Annotated in this window: 13 protein-coding genes; 2 read left to right on the top strand and 11 right to left on the bottom strand. The window is 63.2% G+C overall.

The window, feature by feature from the left end:
* Positions 1 to 61: 61 nt before the first annotated feature.
* Both J2R76_RS03610 and J2R76_RS03605 read right to left on the bottom strand, forming a co-directional pair.
* Positions 62 to 1,840 (bottom strand): caspase family protein, encoded by a 1,779-nt coding sequence (locus tag J2R76_RS03610; protein ID WP_076831457.1) that lies wholly within the window; start codon positions 1,838 to 1,840, stop codon positions 62 to 64.
* A 141-nt stretch (positions 1,841 to 1,981) separates the two neighbouring features.
* A complete protein-coding gene (locus tag J2R76_RS03605) occupies positions 1,982 to 3,706 on the bottom strand; it encodes a hypothetical protein (protein ID WP_076831460.1) in 1,725 nt (574 codons plus the stop codon).
* Positions 3,707 to 3,787: 81 nt separating this feature from the next.
* Between J2R76_RS03605 and J2R76_RS03600 the strand changes: the two genes are divergently transcribed.
* Together J2R76_RS03600 and J2R76_RS03595 are read left to right on the top strand one after the other, a co-directional pair.
* Positions 3,788 to 4,159 (top strand): hypothetical protein, encoded by a 372-nt coding sequence (locus J2R76_RS03600; protein WP_244558919.1) that lies wholly within the window; start codon positions 3,788 to 3,790, stop codon positions 4,157 to 4,159.
* Positions 4,160 to 4,247: 88 nt separating this feature from the next.
* Positions 4,248 to 5,228, top strand: a complete 981-nt coding sequence (locus tag J2R76_RS03595) for a DUF4424 domain-containing protein (protein ID WP_076831720.1) — start codon at positions 4,248 to 4,250, stop codon at positions 5,226 to 5,228.
* A gap of 8 nt (positions 5,229 to 5,236) precedes the next feature.
* On the opposite strand, the gene J2R76_RS03590 is transcribed toward J2R76_RS03595, so the two are convergent.
* From J2R76_RS03590 to J2R76_RS03550, 9 genes are all read right to left on the bottom strand, one after another.
* Positions 5,237 to 7,042: a serine/threonine-protein kinase gene (locus J2R76_RS03590; protein ID WP_076831466.1), complete on the bottom strand. Its 1,806-nt coding sequence runs from the start codon at positions 7,040 to 7,042 to the stop codon at positions 5,237 to 5,239.
* Entirely contained in the window at positions 7,039 to 7,815 is a 777-nt protein-coding gene (locus tag J2R76_RS03585; RefSeq protein ID WP_057019587.1) for a PP2C family serine/threonine-protein phosphatase, read from the bottom strand. Before J2R76_RS03585 ends, J2R76_RS03590 begins: the two co-directional genes overlap by 4 nt.
* A gap of 6 nt (positions 7,816 to 7,821) precedes the next feature.
* Complete coding sequence (gene tagF, locus J2R76_RS03580) at positions 7,822 to 8,523, bottom strand: type VI secretion system-associated protein TagF (protein ID WP_057019588.1); 702 nt, start codon at positions 8,521 to 8,523, stop codon at positions 7,822 to 7,824.
* A complete protein-coding gene (gene tssM / locus J2R76_RS03575) occupies positions 8,520 to 12,071 on the bottom strand; it encodes a type VI secretion system membrane subunit TssM (RefSeq protein ID WP_076831469.1) in 3,552 nt (1,183 codons plus the stop codon). The genes tagF and tssM overlap by 4 nt, the downstream gene beginning before the upstream one ends.
* Positions 12,072 to 12,116: 45 nt before the next feature.
* Entirely contained in the window at positions 12,117 to 13,352 is a 1,236-nt protein-coding gene (gene tssL / locus J2R76_RS03570; RefSeq protein WP_256520333.1) for a type VI secretion system protein TssL, long form, read from the bottom strand.
* A 287-nt stretch (positions 13,353 to 13,639) separates the two neighbouring features.
* Positions 13,640 to 14,977, bottom strand: a complete 1,338-nt coding sequence (tssK, locus tag J2R76_RS03565) for a type VI secretion system baseplate subunit TssK (RefSeq protein ID WP_076831474.1) — start codon at positions 14,975 to 14,977, stop codon at positions 13,640 to 13,642.
* A gap of 48 nt (positions 14,978 to 15,025) precedes the next feature.
* Positions 15,026 to 16,402: a type VI secretion system-associated FHA domain protein TagH gene (gene tagH, locus J2R76_RS03560; protein ID WP_076831477.1), complete on the bottom strand. Its 1,377-nt coding sequence runs from the start codon at positions 16,400 to 16,402 to the stop codon at positions 15,026 to 15,028.
* A gap of 12 nt (positions 16,403 to 16,414) precedes the next feature.
* Positions 16,415 to 16,978: a DUF6931 family protein gene (locus J2R76_RS03555; RefSeq protein WP_076831479.1), complete on the bottom strand. Its 564-nt coding sequence runs from the start codon at positions 16,976 to 16,978 to the stop codon at positions 16,415 to 16,417.
* Between the two features lie 5 nt (positions 16,979 to 16,983).
* A complete protein-coding gene (locus tag J2R76_RS03550; RefSeq protein ID WP_076831482.1) occupies positions 16,984 to 18,852 on the bottom strand; it encodes a type VI secretion system Vgr family protein in 1,869 nt (622 codons plus the stop codon).
* Positions 18,853 to 18,862 lie beyond the last annotated feature (10 nt).

The following is an 18,862-nucleotide window of genomic DNA, read 5'->3' as shown; positions in this document are numbered from 1 at the left end:
AACCAGGATTGCTTGCGGGAAACCAGTTTCGCTGGCGACATGACCGGCTGTCACAGCTTCGTCAGGGAACGCTGAAAAAGCCGATTGACGCGATCCGCGCGTCCGCCGGCAGGTAGCGCTCCAGACTCTTGATCACCTGCCCCGAGGCACGGCGCCGGTTGAGCTGCATCAAGACCGTCTCCAGATCAACCATCCGCTGCTGCGAGGTTACCGCGACGATCTGCTCGGCGCCAAACGGCTCGCCTACCCGAAGAGGCAGCCGCAGATTTGCTGACCGAGCCATCGCGGCATCGGAACCCACCGGATACAGCATCTGGATGGTTCCATCACCGGACACGTTGAATAGCAGCACCGCCCGCGAACCGACGTCGGACAATTCGACCTCGACGGTCTGTCCGCTGCGCTGCTGTCGGTCATCCGGCCAAATACGCATCAGCTGCGGCGACTGCGTCGCCATGCGCTTCAGCTCCCGAATTGCCGCGGTTCGGTTGACCACTGTCGTCAAACCGCCAACGTCGACGCCATAGGCGACCACGTCGCCCCAGGCGATCACATCATGGGATACGGGGTCCCAGATCAGGTCGGGATTATCAGTCGGTTGAACGGCCTGCACGCTGGCGTCCTGCGGCTTGACGCTGGTGAAATAGCCCATCTTGCCGTCAAGCGCTGCCAAGCGGATCGGCGTGGTGAGGCGGAAGGGTGGCAGTGCGGCACTGGGCGCAGCCGGGGCGGTCGCAGCGGCACTGGTTGGAGCGGTTTGCGACTTGGCCGTAACGGCCGGCGGCGCAGGGGTCTGCTTCTCGGCGGACGCGACGGTAGCGACCTGGCCGGAGGCAGCTCTCGCCGCCGTCCCCTGGATCAGCACCACGCCGCGGGTCAGTTCGAACGCGACCTCGGTTTCCGGCATCTGTGCCGGCGACGATACCGTCACGATATTCTGGCGCTGGTCGGACAGTTGATAGACCACCTGCCGAACATTGCTGAAAAGCTCTTTCAGGGTCACCTTGCCATCATGATTGATGTCCGCGTTGCCCTCCACGGCGCGCGCAACGGCATAACTCAGGGCGCCGCGCAGGCCATCGATCCCCGGAATCCGCACTTCCGGCGCCTTGGTGTGCCGATCGACCGCGGCGATGAACGCGGTGTGGTCGAGATCGAGTTCGGACTTCGGGTCGTCGCTGCTCGACACCGGCTTCAATTCATCGACCAGCAGCGTGTAGCGGGGCACCTGCCGAAAACTCATCTCAGCCGCCCGCGGATCGATATCGCGCACCATTCCGCCGCCATGGCAGGTATCCGCGACGAAAATCACCCTTGCGCCGCGCAATTCGAACTGCCGGATGAAATGGTTGAATTCGCTTCCCAGAATGCGCTCGACCGACCCGGCGGGCGTGGTCGCGAATTCAGGCAGCAGGAACACGTTCTCCATTCCGTCCGGTTCGGAGCCCTTGATCCGCTCCGGCTCCTGCGTGCCGTGGCCTGCGATCGACAGGAAGACGAGATCGTTGCTCTTGGTCCGCTCCACCAGTGAGCTGATCTCGCGCAGCACGCTTGCCCGGTCGGCCTGTGCGTTGGTCAGCTCGACCACGTCGCTGACGCCCATGGTCCTCAGGCTCGACACGATGTCATTGGCGTCGGCGACCGCGCCCTTCAATTTGCGTACATGCTGGTAGTCGTCGATCCCGATGACGAGCGCCCGGAGCGCCGCACCGTCGGGATTGCTTATCGACAGTTCACCCGCCGCATGCGCGCGCTGGAGTTGCAGGCCGATCAACGCGGCGAGCAGGATGGCGGCACACAGCCAACCGGTCCTTCGATCAAAGCCCCTGAGCGTTCGCATCGCGATCCACCTCGATATCAAGCAGGTCCGCCCTGGAACCGCACCGGCAAGGCAGAGCGGCAGGAATGCCGTCCGGACCTCCCGAAACCAGCGCGCAGGCGGTGATCCATGTTCATCTGTAGCCTTGGCAAGACCTCAGGTTCAGCGCCGTTTGTTCGCCGTCTTGCGGCCTGTCGGCGCCTCGGTCTCCTGATAGGCGTTCGCGGAAACGGTCGTCTGATCGTCTGCGAACGCCCGAAAGCGGACCGGAACGTAACCGCGCGCAAGCAGGCTCGCGAGCGGGTAGACGTTGCGGCAGACCCGACCGTTGCAGCCACCCGTCGAGGATTCCATGACCTCGGCCTTGCGATCCGGGGTGAACCGCAGGAACAACATCACGTGGGAACCCGGTTTGTTCAGGGCGTCACCAGGCTTGAGGTCCCAGGGGTTGGTCACCGGCGCGGCGATCGCGGGAATGGCAGCGGTCGTGTAATGGACGGAAAGTCCCCACGTGGCACTGACGAACGCCGAACAGTCGACACCCGCCACATCCGGCCGTGGCTCGTTACGGGTGCAGACATTGCCCGCCAGGGTCCCGCCGTCGATCCGCTGCCGGAAATTCGCGAGCGAACCGTGGCAGCCCCAGCAATAGGGCACACCCCGCACTTCCTGGTTTACCTTGCCCTGCAGATACCACGGCCGGCGAATACGGCTGAAACCGGAGCATTGGCTGTCGGGGTCGCTGCCGTAGTTCGCCGGTGTCAGCTTCCACTGGATGCCCTCAAAGGCGAAGGCCGTCTCGATCGCCTGCTGACGATTGGACGGCCGCACGGCGGCGGTCGCATTGAACTTGATATCCGGCCGCGCCGCCGCCGGCGCGGCCGCCGTGCGCGACGGCCTGACGTCAATGACGGATACCTTCCCCAGGGGGCGGAAGCCGACACCAACCACCTCGACGCCATCCGGCTTGGTACGCAGAAAATAGACGTCGCCGTCGCCCGAGACGGTGACGAACCGCCGGGTCACGGGCGTGTTCTCCAGCGGCAGCTCGTAGATACCCTCAAGGCGTCCGTTCGCGGCATAGCGTGCGACGAAGGTGGAGGCATTCTTGCCCGACGGCGGAATGTCCTCGGCCAGCACGTAGAAGCGGTCGCTGTTGTCGATCTCGAGAAACTCCACGGTGCCGAGCTGGTTGCGGACGCGCAGGCCGAGCTGACCGATGGTCTCGTTGGAGACCATGGTCTGGATTTCGACCCGAACGCCGGCATTGCCCTTGTCGGGAATGATATCGGCGATCACCGATCCCTTGCTGCGCGAGGCGATATATTGCCGATCGGGCTGTCGCGTCGTCCTCACGATGGCCGCGCGCGTATTCTGATCCAGCAAGTCGGTCGGGCTGCTCAGCGCCTGCGAGCCCATCTGTGCGAAGGCCGAAATGGCGACCTGGTCGTCGGTTCCGCGGGATGAGACTTCCTCCAGTTGGATCTCGTCGCCGCCCAGCCCGCGTGTGGACTGTCCTGGTGCCGCCTTCAGCATTCGCACACCGCCGTCCCAAACCATGATGTCGTCGTTATGGACGACGAGGTCGGTGGGCTGGACGTCGCCAGGCATCTTCAGGATGTCGGGAGCAGTGTTCGGTTGCTTGGGGTCGAACTGCAGAATGCGGCCATTGATTTGATCGAGCACAAACAGATTTCCCTGTCCGTCAGCGCTGAGCGCTTGCGGGCCCGCGAGTTCGACGTCCTGGCTGGCCGCGACGATCCCCACCATGGATGCAGCCGAACCGCCGGCAAAGCTTCGCACGACCGCATCGTCGGCCCGTGCCCCGGTGGCCGCTATGGCAGTGCCAACGATAGAGAGCCAGATCCAGCTAGATCGACGAAGCATATCCGCCTCAATGTAACCGAACCGAATGCGGCGTCAGTCCGACTAATCCAAGACTGCCTAATCCAAGACTGCGCGAGTGCAGTGTCAATTGGTGGCGAGCAACCCCGATCCCGTTCAACTCTTTCACTGGACGGTGATAGTCCGAACTCCTTCAGCCTGCAGTGCAAAATCATGGCCAGAAACAGATTTGAGCAAGTCAGCGAAATCCAGCCCGACGCGATTACGCTGGTTTTGAGATGCGACAATGCCGGCGCCTCCGGGTCAATCGTGTTGCCGGCCGCCGCAAGCGGAGGTCGCCTGAGCAGCGACCAGGTCAGCGCCCATATGCCCGCCCAGGATGCCTTTCGCGGCGCAATCCGTCTCGCCAATGACATGAAGCTCGCGATCGTGGTTTGCGACCCCGATGGCGTCTGGAAGCCGGAATGGGGCGACCTTTATCAGGCGATCGATTGACCCGCACGGGCAGACGCTGCGGCGCCGCATGGAGGCCGGCATGGCAAATGGAGCGTTAAGCGGGCTGCCGTTGAGGTCGCGAGCCTTGATGATCGTCCTGTTGGCCGCAACCGGCTGGCCTGCGCGGGCGAACGATTCGGCAGCCGAATTGTCCATCGGCGGGCTGCAATTCGTCCGCACCAAGGACGTGGCCATGGCGAGCGAAGAGCTTCGTATCGGGCTGGACCGGGTCAGCGTTCGCTACCAATTCGTCAACCAGACGAGCAAGCCGGTTGCGCTCACTGTCGCCTTTCCGCTGCCGGACATCGACCTGTCCGAAGCCGAGAGCATTGCGCTTCCATCGAGCGATCCGGTCAACTTCGTCGAGTTCGAGACGAGGATCGACGGCAACCCGGTGCCGCTGGCCATCGACCAGCGCGCCATGGTCGGCAACAAGGATGTCACCGCCCTCCTCCGTCAGTTCAAGCTGCCTTTGCTGCCGCTCGGTGATCGGGAGATACGGGTGGCCGACCTGCCGGCGACAACCCGCACGAAGCTGATCGATGATGGCCTTCTGATGCCTGCCGGCATGAGCGACAACGGTCGCCAGCAATACACGCCCGGCTGGATAACCAGGACGTCGGCTGTTCGCGAGCAAGTGTTCCCAGCAGCGCATACCGTCACGGTCGAACATCAATATCGCCCGAGCGTCGGCTCCAGCCCTGACACGGTCCTGCGCGCGGGCCTACGTCGCAGCGCGGCGCTAGGCCCGGAGGTCGAGCGATACCGGAGAGACTATTGCATTACGGATGCGTTCCTTGCCGAATTGGACAAGCGCACAGGCGACAGCCAGGCCAATACCGCAAAACTGCAGGAGCGGCGCATTTCCTACGTGCTCAAGACGGGTGCGAACTGGGCGGGTCCAATCCGGTCCTTCACGTTGACGATCGATCCGGGCGGCGACGACCGTCTGGTCAGTTTTTGTCCAGGGCGACTCAAGCCGGCATCTGCCGACAATTCGCGGCAGTTCACGGCGAGCGACTTCAAGCCGGATGCCGACCTGAAGATCCTGATGATCGGCAAGTTCTGAACGGCAGCTCAATTGGTGAGCATCACATAGCGTCCAGCCGCGGTGATGGTCACGTTGCCGCGTTGAGCTTCGCTGGTTGCCTGCAGGAAGAATGTGTCGGCAGCCATCGGTCGCGGCTGGCGCAATGAATCCAGAACCCGCGGGGCTGCGACGGCCAACAGGAGTTGCGGACCGGTCGTACGCTCCATCGGCAGGGCAAAGGAAAGCGAATCGACGCCCGGCTTCAGGAGGTAGGACAAACTCCGCACCTCGCCGCGATCCGAGACCATGAGCAGTTCCACCACCCGGTTGGCAAAATTCTCGACGGTCCCATTGAGGGTCTCGCCGGCCTTCAGCTCCGTCGCCGACAGGTTGATGCGCGGCGCCCGCGCTTGATCGCTTCCGACCTGACTGAGGAATTTGACGGCCGGACATTGCGCCTGGTTCACCTGCCTGACGCCGACCGAAGCCTCAAATCCCTGCTCCTTTCGAAACGCCTTGTCGAAGGTATCGAACGGGGCGGTCGAGGCGCCGAAGCCTTCAATGACGGCTGCGCTTGAGCTCACGGCAACAGGCAGGATGAAGAAGCAGTCGCCGCCCGCATACTGGGCAACATATTTGCGGATGCGCTCGGCTCGACCCGGCCCGTCGGGGGACGGAGATGGCGTCAACGTCGGCTGAGACGGCAGCTTCACCGGCTCCTGACGTGCCGGCGGTGGCGGAGCAGGCTCGCTCGTCGGCGCGGATGTCCCGGCGAGTTTCGGAGGTGGCGGCAAGGCCGCCAAGCCCGATGTCTTCCAGACAAATTTATAGAAGGTGTACCCACCGCCGCCCAGCAGAAGCAGCAGCCCCGCGACGCAAGCGCTGAGCCAGATGCGGCGAGAGTTCCGCGTGGTTGATGGCACCCGCTCCTGCTGCGCAGACGTCCCGGCTTCCGGCTTCCCCAATGGATCGAAGCCGTAGAGCGGCGCGGCGGACGGCTGCGCCGAACCCGCCGGCGTCCAGTTGGCGACTTCCGCCATGGTCGGGCGCAACGCCGGGTCCGGCTGCAGCATCCTCTCGAGAAGCGGCCTGATGCGCATGTCCACTGCGCCGAGATCGGGCACGCGCCGACGCTTCTCGACCAGCTGAAACTGGCTCCCGCCCATATCGAGCTTCTGTCCGGTCAGGGCATGGAACAGCACGAGACCAAAGCTGTAGACGTCGGATTTCGCGGTGACATCGTTGCCGTACAAGCCGACCTGTTCCGGCGACGCGTAATTGTCCTTGCCGGCGAAGCCGGAGCCGATGATGGTCTTGTCACCCATCTGCGTCGACCGGGCGATCCCGAAGTCGATAATCTTCGCCCGCCTTACATCGTCGAGCGGCACGATGATGTTATCGGGGGAGACATCGCGATGGATAATGCCGTGCTCGTGAGCGGCCTGAAGGCCCGATGCGACCCGCCGCATCAACTTGATCAGCGCTTCGAAGGTCAGCGGCCCGTCGTCGAGCATGTTCGACAGCGAGCGTCCGTTCACAAACTCCATCGCCAGATACGGGCGCTGCAGTGCGGGTTCGACCGTGAACAGGAAGTAGCGAACGATTGCTTCGTGCGGAAGATTGTGAAGCGCGGCCGCCTCCCGGCGGAACAGCGCAAGCGCCGCCTCGTTGTCGACCATGTCGGGCAGCAGCATCTTGACCGCGACGGGCGATCCGGTCTGGATCTCGCGGCATCGGTAGACCTCACCCATGCCGCCTGCCCCGATCATCGCCTCGATCTCGTAAATGCCGTTGAGCCGGGTGCCGGCCGGCACACCGCGGTAGGATGACCGAAACGGATCGTTCGCGGTCATGGTCGCGGCTCCCGATCAAGCGGCGTCCTCGTAGGCTCTGAGGATCGCGGCGCGAGCAATCGCACGATCACGATCGTGACGTTGTCGAGCCCGCCGCGATCAAGTGCGAGCGCGAGCATGTCGTCGCAGGCGGCCTGGGCAAGGCGGGTGGCCGCGTGCTGCTCGATCTCGTCGTCCCGCACGTGCCGGGTCAAGCCGTCACTGCAAATCACGAAGATGTCTTCCGGTTCGGCCCTACCGGTCACCACCTCGAGCTCAGGGTCGGCGACGACACCGACAGCCCGGGTGATGGCATTGCTCGGCCAGTCCTGGACCTCTTCGCGCGATAGCGCGCCATCGGCGATCAGCTCCTCCAGCTCGCTGTGATCGTGCGACACCTGTGTGATGCCGTGGCGGTTGATCAGGTACACCCGGCTGTCACCCGCCCAGATGCAGGCATAATGGCCGTCGCGTACGAGCAGGACTGCCGTTGTGGTCCCGACAATGGCACCCTGCCTTTCATGGCTGAGTGCCAGGATCTGCTGGTTGGCGCTGAACAGACGCGCCTCGCATTGCGCCAACAGGTCCGCCGCGGAGTCCGGCGCGCCGATGGAATCAAGCGACTCCACCACGATGCGGCTGGCAAGATCGCCCGCCTCGTGACCGCCCATGCCGTCAGCGACGGCCCACAGGCCGACGTCGGTCCTTACCAGGCACGCATCCTCGTTCCGCGCCCGCACCCGTCCGGCGTGAGTGACGCTACCGACATCGAACAAGGAGGGGACGTGTGCCATCGCGCGTCATCCCGTCCCGGATACTTCGCGGCCAACGTCGCCGGTCAGCAATGTGGAATAGCGAAACGGATCCGGCAATCCGCGGCAACAGAGTGCGACCGGCGAAAACCCTTCGCCCCCGGCGGTCCACCAGAAACTAGCCGCGGCATAGACTTGAGGGTTGGCGCCGCAGAGCGTGCCGAACGACTCGGCAAACCCGTCGACCGTCGAAACCATTCCCAGCGTCGCATCGCTCAGCGACACGACCGGCGGTCGATCGGTCCCCGGCGTCCGCAGACGCGGAAGCGCGAGACGATCCAGTGCATCGGAGATCTGCTCGAACGTCGCAGCCCGGTCCAGGGTCGAGAGCAGGAACGTCTCCACTTGCACAAACCATTCGTCCTGCGGATCGATGTGTGGCGGCGACAGCGCGGCGTCGCCATCCGGCACCGCATGCAGCGTCAACGGATAGTATCGCCCCACGCCGTCAAGCGAGGGCATGATCGCTCCTGCGACGGTGGTGCCGCAGATCGCGGCGCCAAGCCAGAATCGCCAAATCGGCGCGGTCAGGAATGCTTCCTGCCAGCCGGCGCCGAGTTGATGGCGGCTCGCGGAGATGGCTGCCTGCACCCACGGCTCCCAGACTTCGAGGAAGCTGCGCGGCGTCGCGATCGCGATGAAATCACGCTTCGCGCCGATCTTGCCGAATAAGCCGCATCGCATGGTCATATTCCGGTCGGGCAACGAAACTCGCGGAGCACTGACAGGTTTAGCGGATTGCGCAACGATCCGGTCGAAATCTGATAGTTGAGCTCGCGTCCGGCAACAATGAACGTTGCGCTGGCGGATTCCGCCTTGGCGACCAGCGAGCCAGCCTCCAGCATTCGGAACAATGACCAGGGGCCGATGCGCTCAAGCACGGATGGCGAGCCGGTCTCGTTGCTGACCGAAATTGCCGTCCGCGGCGATGGGCCGGGCCAGAGCACCGTCGTCGGTGAATTGCTCTGCGGCGGCGGCGGAGGAGGAGCGGGTTGCGGCGCGCCAAACATGGAGGGGGTTGCGGCTGGTCCTGGTGTGGTTGCGCTCGTGATCGTCGTGCCGCCGATCTCGGTCTTTACTGTGATGCCGGGTCCTGCCGCAGCCGGCGGCCGGATCGCAAAGGACACCGCCGGCACACCGCCGCCAGTCTGGAAAAAGGCATCGCGGATATAGGCTGCGTTCTGGAACTGCTTTAGCGTATCGGGCGAGAACGATCGGCCGACGGGGCTCTCCTTCCGCCAGACCCATTCGGATCGCGACGTATCCGCATAAGGCGCCAGGAACTGAGTGAAGAACTTGTCCATGACACCGTTCGGGCTGAACAGTTTGGCAAAGTCCGCGAGCGGGACTTCCTGACCGCTGCTCCGTACGAACGGGTAGCGGTTGGTCACCGTCTGCTGACAGACCGGCGTGACCTGATCGCGCAACGACTGCAGGATCTGACCGGCCGTGGAGGCGGCGATGCTGCCTTCGAACTCCGCGGCCGCCGCCCGCAGCATATCGGAAAATGGTGGCGGCATACGCGAGGCATTGTTGCGCAGCGCCGCAACCTGGGTCTGAAGCCCCGCCGTTGCTTGCGCCGTCAGCTGCGGATTCTCGACCATCAGCGTCAGATTCTGCGCGATGTCGTTCAGGTTTGCGATCGTCGAGTCGATCGGCCGGCGGGTGCTCTCCCCTTCAAGCACTGCATGGTAGGGTTTGAATTGCGACTCGATCGCCGCACCGGGCGTACCATCCTGGGCGTTGTTGAACAGCGCCGGCGCGGTCACCACGGGCGGCGCGGCCGGCGTGCCGCCGCTCGCCGGCTTCGGGCGTTCCTTGGTCAGCATCGTCTCGTCGCGCACCGACTCCAGGATTTGCCGCATCGGCGAAGTCGGCGCCGAAAGCGCCCTCAGCACCTCGTATTTCGGCTTGTCGGCGAGCAATTTCTTCAGACGCAGACTGCCGAGCGCGGTCCGCCACGTCGTCACGAACTCATTGGAGTAGATGCTGAGCAGATCGCCGGCCAGATTGTCATACTGCTGGTCGATTGCCGATTGCTGGCCGGCGTCACCCAACACCCACCGCTCCCGCTTCATGCGCTCCGACAATCCGGGCAGTCGAGCGATGAACTTCTGATTGAAGCCGTTGTAGGTGAAGAACTCGGGCACCCGCACATTGTCCAGGGGCTGCCCAGTCGTGGTTTCGAAGACAACTGCCACGTCCGGACCGCCTCGGCGGCTGGCGATCCAGTCGCCGGCGGTCGATCCTCGAGCCTCCGACTTCAGGAACTCGTAGGCGCGTTGCGAGACGCTGAGGCGCGCCAATGAATTCTGGGCCTGCTTGATCAGCCGTCCGTCAAGCTCGACCAGCGGCGGCTGCTCGGTTTCGAGGTCGAACATGGCGACGAGATTTTCGTCGAGCAGACGCCGCCCTTCCGCATTGGTCGCGCCAGGATAGAGGTTGTCCGCCCAGTCGCGCTGCATCCAGGAACGGATGAGCTCGCGGTCCGGGGATTGCAGGCCGCCGAGCATCAGGTAGACCTTCAGCGCCTCATAGACGAAGGCAGGCTCGTTGATGCGCGCATTGAGCTGCTCTTCCAAACGGTACAGCAAGCGAGGCCTGAACATGCGCTCAAGCGCGGTGTGATAGGCTGCCTTCGCGGGCGACAACAGGCGCGCGTGCTGACTGAGCCCGTAGCGCGCCGACAGTGCGACCGGCTCATTCCGTGAGGCATAGCCGGCCGGGGCGTTCCGCAGCCGATAGAGCAGCGGCAGCACCTTGTCGAGATCATGATCGGCGATCAGCGTTTGCTTGATGAGCGGCGCCCCGGCGGCGGCATACTCGTTGTCCGCCTGCAAGCTCTGCTCGATCAGATCGGAGTTGCGCTTGTAGCTGGTCAGCCACGCACCGACCAGTCCGATCGCCACCAAACCTATCAGCGACAGCGCCGCGGTCTTGAGGATCAAGGCGCGGCGCACCGCAGCGCGGTCGGTCGAGACCCAGTCGGCCTCGCCGATGATGACCTTCGAAATCAAATCGGCAAGGAAAAAGCTCTTGCCGGTTCCGGAGTACGATCCGGCACCGACTTCCTCCGCGCCGAACGTACGCGCCAACGATCCGATCAATTGATCGATCGGCGTACCCTGCTGGGTGCCCGATGTGAAATAGAACCCACGCAGATTGGCATTCACGTGATACCGCGTCGGCTCAAAAATCTGGTTGAGGAAATCGTGTATCTGCGGCTTGAGCCGCGCCATCTGCGCCGGGAAGCCGAACAACTGCACCCGGTGCTGCGGCGTCGGCTCGTCCTGCAGACGGTCGAGCGTTTCCTCGCTCAGACGCTCCAGCAGGCGATCGAACTCGACCGGGACCTGCCCCACCAGATTCTGGGTCTTGTCGGCGGTCTGGAACGTGGCCCCCCAGACCTGGCGCCGGCCGGCCTCGCCGAGATAGGCGAAATATTCGGTGAAACCGGCAACGAGATCGGCCTTGGTGAACAGCGCGTAGACCGGGAAGCTCACTTTCAGCCTTTGATGCAGTTCGAGGAGCCGCATCCTGATGGCATCGGCATGAAGCGCGAGTTCCTGCTTCGGCAGCGTCAGCACGTCCTCCAGACTGATCGCGACGAGAACGCCGTTGATCGGCTGGCGCGACCGATTTTTTTTCAGGATGTCCAGGAACGACAGCCAGCTTTCCTTGTCGGCTTTGCTGTTCGAATCCTGGGTCGTGTAGCGACCGGCGGTATCGATCAGCACCGCTTCCTCGGTAAACCACCAATCGCAGTAGCGAGTCCCGCCGACGCCGGCGATCGCCGCCGGCGTCGCCCCGCGCGCGAGCGGAAACTTGAGCCCCGAATTGACCAGCGCAGTGGTCTTTCCCGCACCTGGCGGACCGATAATGACGTACCAGGGTAGATCGTAGAGATATCCGGACTTGTTGCCGCTCGCGGTCTTGAGCGTTGCGAGCGCATCCTTCATGCGCTCCTTGAGCACCGGCTCGTCGCTGACAGCCTGGTCCGCAGCGCTGACGCCGTCGGCGATCTCTTTGGCATTCTTGCGTCGCTTGAAGAAATGAAGGCCGGTGATGCCTGCCGCCGCCGCGCCGAGCAGCAGGATCGCGATCTGGCGAACGATGTGATTTTCCAACGGATGCCAGTCGCCGAAAGCAACGAAGGGACCGGCAAGGTAGATCACCGCCCCAAGCGAGCTGAGCCCGACTCCATAGAGAACGATGCGTAGAATGTCCTTGGCGAGCATATTGACCGGTACCTGTCGCTTATCGCGTGAGCTTCTGGCGTCCGCCTATTCGCTACGTTCGATGAAGATTTCGACCCGACGGTTTTTGGCACGCCCCTCGGGTGTCGAATTGCTGGCAATTGGTGAATCCGATCCCTTGCCGTCGACATCGACGCGCGAACCATCGGCCAAGCCGGGCTTCAGCGCGGCGGCAACCGCCTTGGCGCGCTCGACCGACAATTCGAAATTCGAGGGGAAACGCACGGTGCGGATCGGCGAGTTGTCGGTATGGCCAACCACCCGGATTCGCCCCGGCTCGTTGTCGAGCGTCGCCGCGACGCGGGCCGCGATCGGCTTGAAACCATCCAGGATGGTTGCCTGGCCCGAGGCAAACAGTGCGAGATCGCACACCCTGATCACGATGAAGCTCGCCGTCTGATCCGCGGTCATGGCGCACGCCGTCTTCTCCTGTGCAAGCGCGTTGCGAATGCGCTGCAGCTGGGTGATGCGGTCCGGCGGTGGCGGCGGAGGCGGTGGTGGCGGCGGCGCAACGACGCGGCGCTTGAGCTCGATCGGATCGCCGGGATGCAGTGCCAGCGCGACTTGCGCAGCATTCTCCGCACGGCCAGCCAGCAACGTTCGCAGAACGAAATAGGATCCGGTTAACAGCGCAGCGACCACCGCCGCCACCAGCCAAGCCGGAATGCGCAAGTGCTTCCGCCGACCGGCCAAGGCCTGTCCGCGCCAGTGCGGCGACAGATCGTTGGTCGGCTTGGGCCGAACCCGGCGCAGCGTTTCATAGAGGTTGCGCTGGATCACCTGGAGGTTCGCAAGTCCGCCCGGCGACGTCCGGTGGATTCCCTGGAATCCGAGCGCAAGGCAGGCGTGCTGAAGCTCGAGCACCGGATAGTTGACGAGCGGATCAGTCTTCAAATGGTCGAGAATCTCGAAGAAGCGTACGCCGCCCACGCGCTCGCCGAAGAACCGGCTGAGCATCGAGTATTGGGCCCAGACGTGCCGGTCGTCGGTCGGAATGTGCTGCACAATATCGTCGGCGGTCGCGCACAGGATATACTTTGCCGTATTGGCCTGGTGCTCGGAAATGCCCGCCGAGCGGATATCCTTTTCGAAGAACTTGATGGCGTCGGCGACCTGCTCCATCAGGCTCGCGAATGACGCCCGCATCAGCGCGACGCGCAGCCGGCCGAGCAACTGCAGCAAAGGGCCGCCGGCGCGCATCACCGGATTGGCGTTTGGCGCAACCAGATCGTCGACACGCAACGGCGGTCCGGGCGGCAGCATCGGTTGCGGCGCCTGAGCCTGCGCCGGTGTCGAAATCCATTCCTCCGAGGGCTGGCTGGTCGGCGGGGCGGCGTAGCTTGCGCCCTGCGGTGTGGGAGAAAACGAGGGCGGTGGCGAAGGGCCACCCGGCGAAGCCATGGGCGATGGCGAGTACGCCGGACGGCTGGCAGGTCCCTCGCCTGCTGGAGGTTGAGGGGCCGGAGCCGGCGGCATCTTCCCGCCGGGGTTCGGACGGATGATGGTCCGCTCACCCCGACCGAAAGGATTAACCGGCTTGTCCCTGTCGGTCATGGCCGCTCTTCCAGGATGGCCCAAAGGTACAACTCAAGCTCCGGCCAGTCGCCGGAAAAATGCATCCCGATCGAGGCCGCGGTGCTGAACTCGGGCCACAGCGGCGACTTGCGATCGAGATAGAAATAGACGTGGTCTGTGATGGCTCGGATGTGCGGTGGCGGCGTCGGCAGATGCACCAGGGTCAAACCCGGCAGGTTTGCGTGCACGATCTCGGTCATTTTTGTGTTGGGCCCGACCTTGAACAGGTGCGGGAATTCATTCTGAATCTCCACGAGAGGCCGCCGCGCGGCGACCTCCAGCACCAAGGTCGCATTTCGGAACAACGCGCGATCGCGGATCGGCGATACAAATGCGTTCTGGGCGCGTTCGATGATCTCCAGACGAATCGCCCGCCTGCCCAGCCGCGCGCTCAGGAAATCCTGGATGTCGCGGACCAGGGGCGTGAAGACGTATTCGAGGTTGTCGTGATCGTATGCCGGGTAGTCCCGTGCGCGTCGTTCGGTGGTCGCGAAGGTCGCAAGCTCACCGGCAAACCTCAGCAATTCCTCGTACAGCCGCTCGGGATGCACGCTGCCGGACCGTTTGAAATGAGTCAGCACCGGAATGGTCCGGTTCAGTACCTGCAGCACCAGATAGTCGACGCTCTGCAAACCGCCGCCGGACGACGGATCGACTGCGTAGCGCGCAAGCTCGTCGAGCTTGGTCTCGACCCAGCCGATGATTCGATTGAGCCAGCCATCGACAACCGGATGCGCGGCGCAGACCAGCATCGGCGGCACAAACTTGTCGTCGAACAGGATATTCTTGTCGCGCACTTCGAGGATGCGAGCGATGCCGAGACCCATGTATCCCGGCTTGCTCGTCTTGCGCAGTTCGAACGACAGGCGTGGATAGACAACGTCGATCTCTTCTTCGATGCGCAGCGCCGAGGTTGAATCGATAAACGTTTCGGCAGTCCGAACGTAGCGACTTGCGCTGTCGGTGCGATCCTCATCCACCTCCCGCGTATTGGGAGCCGCGACCGGCATCATCAGCCAGACGATCTGGCCTGCGGCCGAATCCGGCACTTCGATGGCTTCCGGGATCGGGCTGTCGGCAGGAATGTCGAACGGCGTTCCGTCCGGCATGACGCCGGTCGCACTGCGCACGGCGAATTTGCTCTGCTGGGTAAGATCGCTATCGATCTCGAGCTGGGCAAAGCCCCAGGGGTACGGTGTCGTGTAACGAACGCGCTTTTCCAGCAGATGCTCGAGATAGCGATCGTTCTGCTGCAAATGATGCGGCCGCAGGAACAGACCCTCCGACCAGAAAACTTTGCTGTACCAAGACATTCCTACATCCACTTGGCAATGATCGGCGACTGCATCGTCACCGACAGTTCACTTTGACCCCGACTTGTCTGCGCGGTCGTAATATTCGGAGAAATGCAGCATGAAGGTATCGATCGGCGCGCTCTCGTCGCGACCGAGATGCGCGTTCCAGCGCGTCAAGAATTCATCCCAGAGCTTGCTCTTGTTCGAGCCGAACAAGGACCGTGCACCGCGCTGAAGCTCGAGCTCGCGCGCCATCAGCGTCGGATCGATGCTGGCGATTAGTCCCCGGACGGCATGCTGCATTGCAGCATAGGTCTTCAATTGATGGGATTTGAGGTCCTTGAAGCCCTGGGCGAAGGCATGCGGCGCATCGAGGTAACTGCGCGTCGGCGGCCCGAACAGGATACGCATCGCGTCTTCTGCGGTCGGCGAGAATTTCAGCGGATTGTTCTCGATGGCCTGGATGGTGGTTTGGCTGGTGCTGCGCGTCAGCTGCTTGGCCTGGGTGCGCGCCTGCAGCAGGGCCATCAAGTTTTCCACCGTCATGCGCAGGATGACGCCGAGCTGTTCCGCGAGTTCAGCTTCGGTCTTGTCGGCAAAGAAACCGTCCGGCAGCCCGGCAGCACGTGCGACCAGGCGCGCAAACTCGGGATTGCCGATCGACGCCGCCGTGGCCGGTGCCGGCTCGGCCAGTTGCGGCCGCGGCGCTCCCACATGCCCTGTCGGTGAGGGCACCGGCGGTGGCGGGGCAGCCGCGTCGTCGTCGGCCCACACCGACGGTCGGCGCGGCGTCGGCATCGCGTGCACCACGTCGACTGGCGGTTTTGGCGTGGCGACCGGACCGGCTGCCCAGCTCATGTCGTCGTGCAGCGGCGGCTCGCGTTGAGGCATCTGCGGCGAATACCGGACAGGATCCACACCCGCCGCGGGAACGCTCGCCGCCCAGTCCAGGAATTCCGGATTGATGGGCCGCGCGGCCTCGCGCGGTTTTCGCAACTGCTGCGGGTCGATTGGCGGCGGCACGTCGCGACCGGGAGCCCACAGTTCGTGGTAATCGGCGTGCTGCTGAGCGAGCAGAGCTTGCTGCTGCGCACCATGGCTCGGAGTGTCCTCGGCAGGCTCATCCAGGTCCAGCGAAACGCCAATGACATAGTGGCCGATGACGAGCCGATCGCCGTTGCGCAGCCGATGCGCTCCCCGCATACGCTGGTCGGCACCATTGAGAAAGGTGCCGTTGGTCGAGACGTCGTGCAGCCAGTAGCCGCCGTCGCGATAATGGACCTCGCAATGCTTCCCCGAAATCATCCGTGCCGGGTCGGGCAATGTCCAGTCGAGATGGCGGTCCCGGCCAATGTCGACCGAACGCCTTCCGGTGACGGTAAATGACACAGGGCCGCCGTCTGGAAGGTTCGGCTCGTTCTCGATGTTAAAGCGAAGCACCATCACATCGTCTCGTCAGCGTGGAGGGCGCGGTTCGCCGCGTGCCAATTGAATACCATCCTCCAGGCAGGCCGTCATTATCCGGTCCCTGGACTCACGGGTAAGCCGGCAGAGGCCGATCAAAAGGGCTGCGCGAACCGCTCGCGCTGTCTGGTCCGGCTTGGCTTCGACCGGTGCAAATTCCGCGGGAACCACGCTTCCGCCAGACCAACCCGCCGCCAGCGCCAGCCAGGTCGCCGGCTGCTCGGGATCGTTGGCGTTGCCGACCGCCAAAGCCTTGTTGCGCGATTGCTCGTCCGGTTGCCGGACCCAGGTCTCGGCAAAACTGAGCGACCTGCCTTCATTTCCGTCGAAATGGTCGAACATCTGCCGCAACGAGCGACAGCCCCAGGCGACGGCCACGCGCCTGGGGAGCAGATACGCGCAGAAGGATACAGCCTGGTGCCAGTTGCCCGCATCGGCCGCCTCCTGCAGGAAATCCAACGACAGTTTGTCCGGAGCGGCTTTGCCGACGTCGTAGCGCGCCAGCGGATAGGCTTCGAAGAGATCGCGAACTGTGCTGAACCGAACCTGATTCATGGCTGTCAGCCGACAATGGTTGGCGTGCCGTGGGCAACCAATGGGCCGCCGGCGGCGAGCGCCATGGCGGCCTGCGCGGTCATGGTGATGGTTGGGGCGTTGATGACGATGCCGGCTGGAGACAGGATGATCTGGCTTGGACCAACCTGCAGGGTGATATTGACGTTGGCCGAAAGGGTGATGCTCAGGCCCGCATCGACGGACTGATCCATCGCCAGCTTGACGTGCTGACCGCCCAATTGGATATCAAGCTTGTCGTTGCCGTTCTTGAGCGTGGTCTTGCGGGTATCGCCGCCGAACGCCGCCTCACCGATGGTCCTGGTCTCGGTGTCGCGGACCGTGACGTCGTAGTCCTTCTCGGCGTGCAGGGTGATCTTCTCGGACCCCTTCTTGTCCTCGAAGTTCCATTCGTTGTAGCCGCCTCCTCCCTTGGTCGAGTCGGATTTCAGACCCGCGATCGTCTTCTTGGACGGCAGGTCGTACGGCAGCTTGTATTCATCGTTGTATACGGTCCCTATCACCAGGGGCCGGTCGGGATCCCCCTCCAGGAATTCCACCACCACCTCCTGCCCGACGCGCGGGATGATCTGACCGCCCCAGCGCTTGCCGGACCAGACTTGCGCCACGCGCAACCGGCACGAGCGCTTCTTCTTTCGATCCCAGAAAAAGCGAACATAGATTTCGCCCAGCGACTCGACGTCGATTTCCTCGCTCGAATTGTCGTCCTTGGTCACCACCTTGGCTGTCTGAATGCCGTTGATCCTCGGCTTCGGCGTCGTCATGGGAGATCGAAACGGCCGATCGCTCGGCAGAAATTCGTAGCTGCCGAAGTAGACGTGCTGCCCGGCGTCGCCGGGGCCGCCAGTGCGATAGGATTCGATGGAAAACGAGTGAGCTGCCCGTACCACGAGATATTCGACGTTCTGCGAGTCTTTCGAGTGCTTCTCGAGCTTGGTTAGTCCGCCCGGAAACAGATTGACGGCGTCGCCGTTGCCCCGGCGGCGCCGATCCATCGCCTGCTCGGCCTGGAGCTGGATCTTCGCGTATCGCTCGCCGTCGGATTTTTCCTTGAACTTGCCGGGATAGTCGTAGAACTCCATCTCGGATCGTGTGTAGTGCTCGGAGCCCTTGGCGTCGCTGATCATCTGTGCGTTGGGCTTCTGGTAGTTGTAATCGTTGAGCTCGATCTTCCCGGTGCGGAACCGACGCTCGGAAGCCCATTCATAAATATGCTGCTCGCCGCGACGATCGGAGCCGGTAAGCGGGATGTAGGGGATCTTCGCGAGACCGTTGATTGGACTGTGCGAGGACTTGGAATCGGCCAGCACCAGCGTGTGCTTGCCGCCTTCATGCTTGAAGAAGTAGTAGATCCCGTGCTGCTCCATCAACCGGCACACGAAATCCAGATCGGTCTCGCGATATTGAACGCAGTATTCGAGCTTTGGACATGAGCCCTCTTCGGTAAGCTTGGACTCATAATCCGTGAAGCCGCGCTCGTTGAAGACCTCCTTGATGATGTCGGGCGCCTTCTTGTCCTGAAAAATCCGGCAATCGGTGGTCCGCGACAGCAGCCACAACCAGGGCCTCAGCACGATCCGGTAACTGAAATAGTCGTTCTTCACCCCCAGCCATTGGGCTTCCGTGAGAATGCCGCTGAACTCGCGTTCCTTCTCGTGCAATTTGATGGTGAGGGTGCACTGCTTGCCGATGGCCCGATCGAAATCGAGATCGGCTTCCTCGCTGAGACACTCGATGCGATATTCGAACAGTTCACTCAGACCTTCGGCGGCCTCGAACCGGGCAAAAACCAGAACGTCCTTGCCAAGGGGGGTCTTGAGCTCGCAGAGGCGGGTATCCTGGGTAAGCTGGCCCATGTGGGCGTTA

Origin of the sequence: Bradyrhizobium sp. USDA 4532 (assembly GCF_024171315.1) — a bacterium.
Taxonomy (GTDB): Bacteria; Pseudomonadota; Alphaproteobacteria; order Rhizobiales; family Xanthobacteraceae; genus Bradyrhizobium; species Bradyrhizobium australafricanum.
This window is presented reverse-complemented; position numbering and strand designations above follow the sequence as displayed.

Coding starts and splice junctions, on each gene's coding strand:
- tssM (WP_076831469.1), bottom strand. CDS start 12,071: ATGCTCGCCAAGGACATTCTACGCATCGTTCTCTATGGAGTCGGGCTC.
- J2R76_RS03555 (WP_076831479.1), bottom strand. CDS start 16,978: ATGAATCAGGTTCGGTTCAGCACAGTTCGCGATCTCTTCGAAGCCTAT.
- tagF (WP_057019588.1), bottom strand. CDS start 8,523: ATGACCATGCGATGCGGCTTATTCGGCAAGATCGGCGCGAAGCGTGAT.
- J2R76_RS03550 (WP_076831482.1), bottom strand. CDS start 18,852: ATGGGCCAGCTTACCCAGGATACCCGCCTCTGCGAGCTCAAGACCCCC.
- tssK (WP_076831474.1), bottom strand. CDS start 14,977: ATGTCTTGGTACAGCAAAGTTTTCTGGTCGGAGGGTCTGTTCCTGCGG.
- J2R76_RS03605 (WP_076831460.1), bottom strand. CDS start 3,706: ATGCTTCGTCGATCTAGCTGGATCTGGCTCTCTATCGTTGGCACTGCC.
- tagH (WP_076831477.1), bottom strand. CDS start 16,402: ATGGTGCTTCGCTTTAACATCGAGAACGAGCCGAACCTTCCAGACGGC.
- J2R76_RS03595 (WP_076831720.1), top strand. CDS start 4,248: ATGATCGTCCTGTTGGCCGCAACCGGCTGGCCTGCGCGGGCGAACGAT.
- J2R76_RS03585 (WP_057019587.1), bottom strand. CDS start 7,815: ATGGCACACGTCCCCTCCTTGTTCGATGTCGGTAGCGTCACTCACGCC.
- J2R76_RS03610 (WP_076831457.1), bottom strand. CDS start 1,840: ATGCGAACGCTCAGGGGCTTTGATCGAAGGACCGGTTGGCTGTGTGCC.
- J2R76_RS03590 (WP_076831466.1), bottom strand. CDS start 7,042: ATGACCGCGAACGATCCGTTTCGGTCATCCTACCGCGGTGTGCCGGCC.
- tssL (WP_256520333.1), bottom strand. CDS start 13,352: ATGCTGCCGCCCGGACCGCCGTTGCGTGTCGACGATCTGGTTGCGCCA.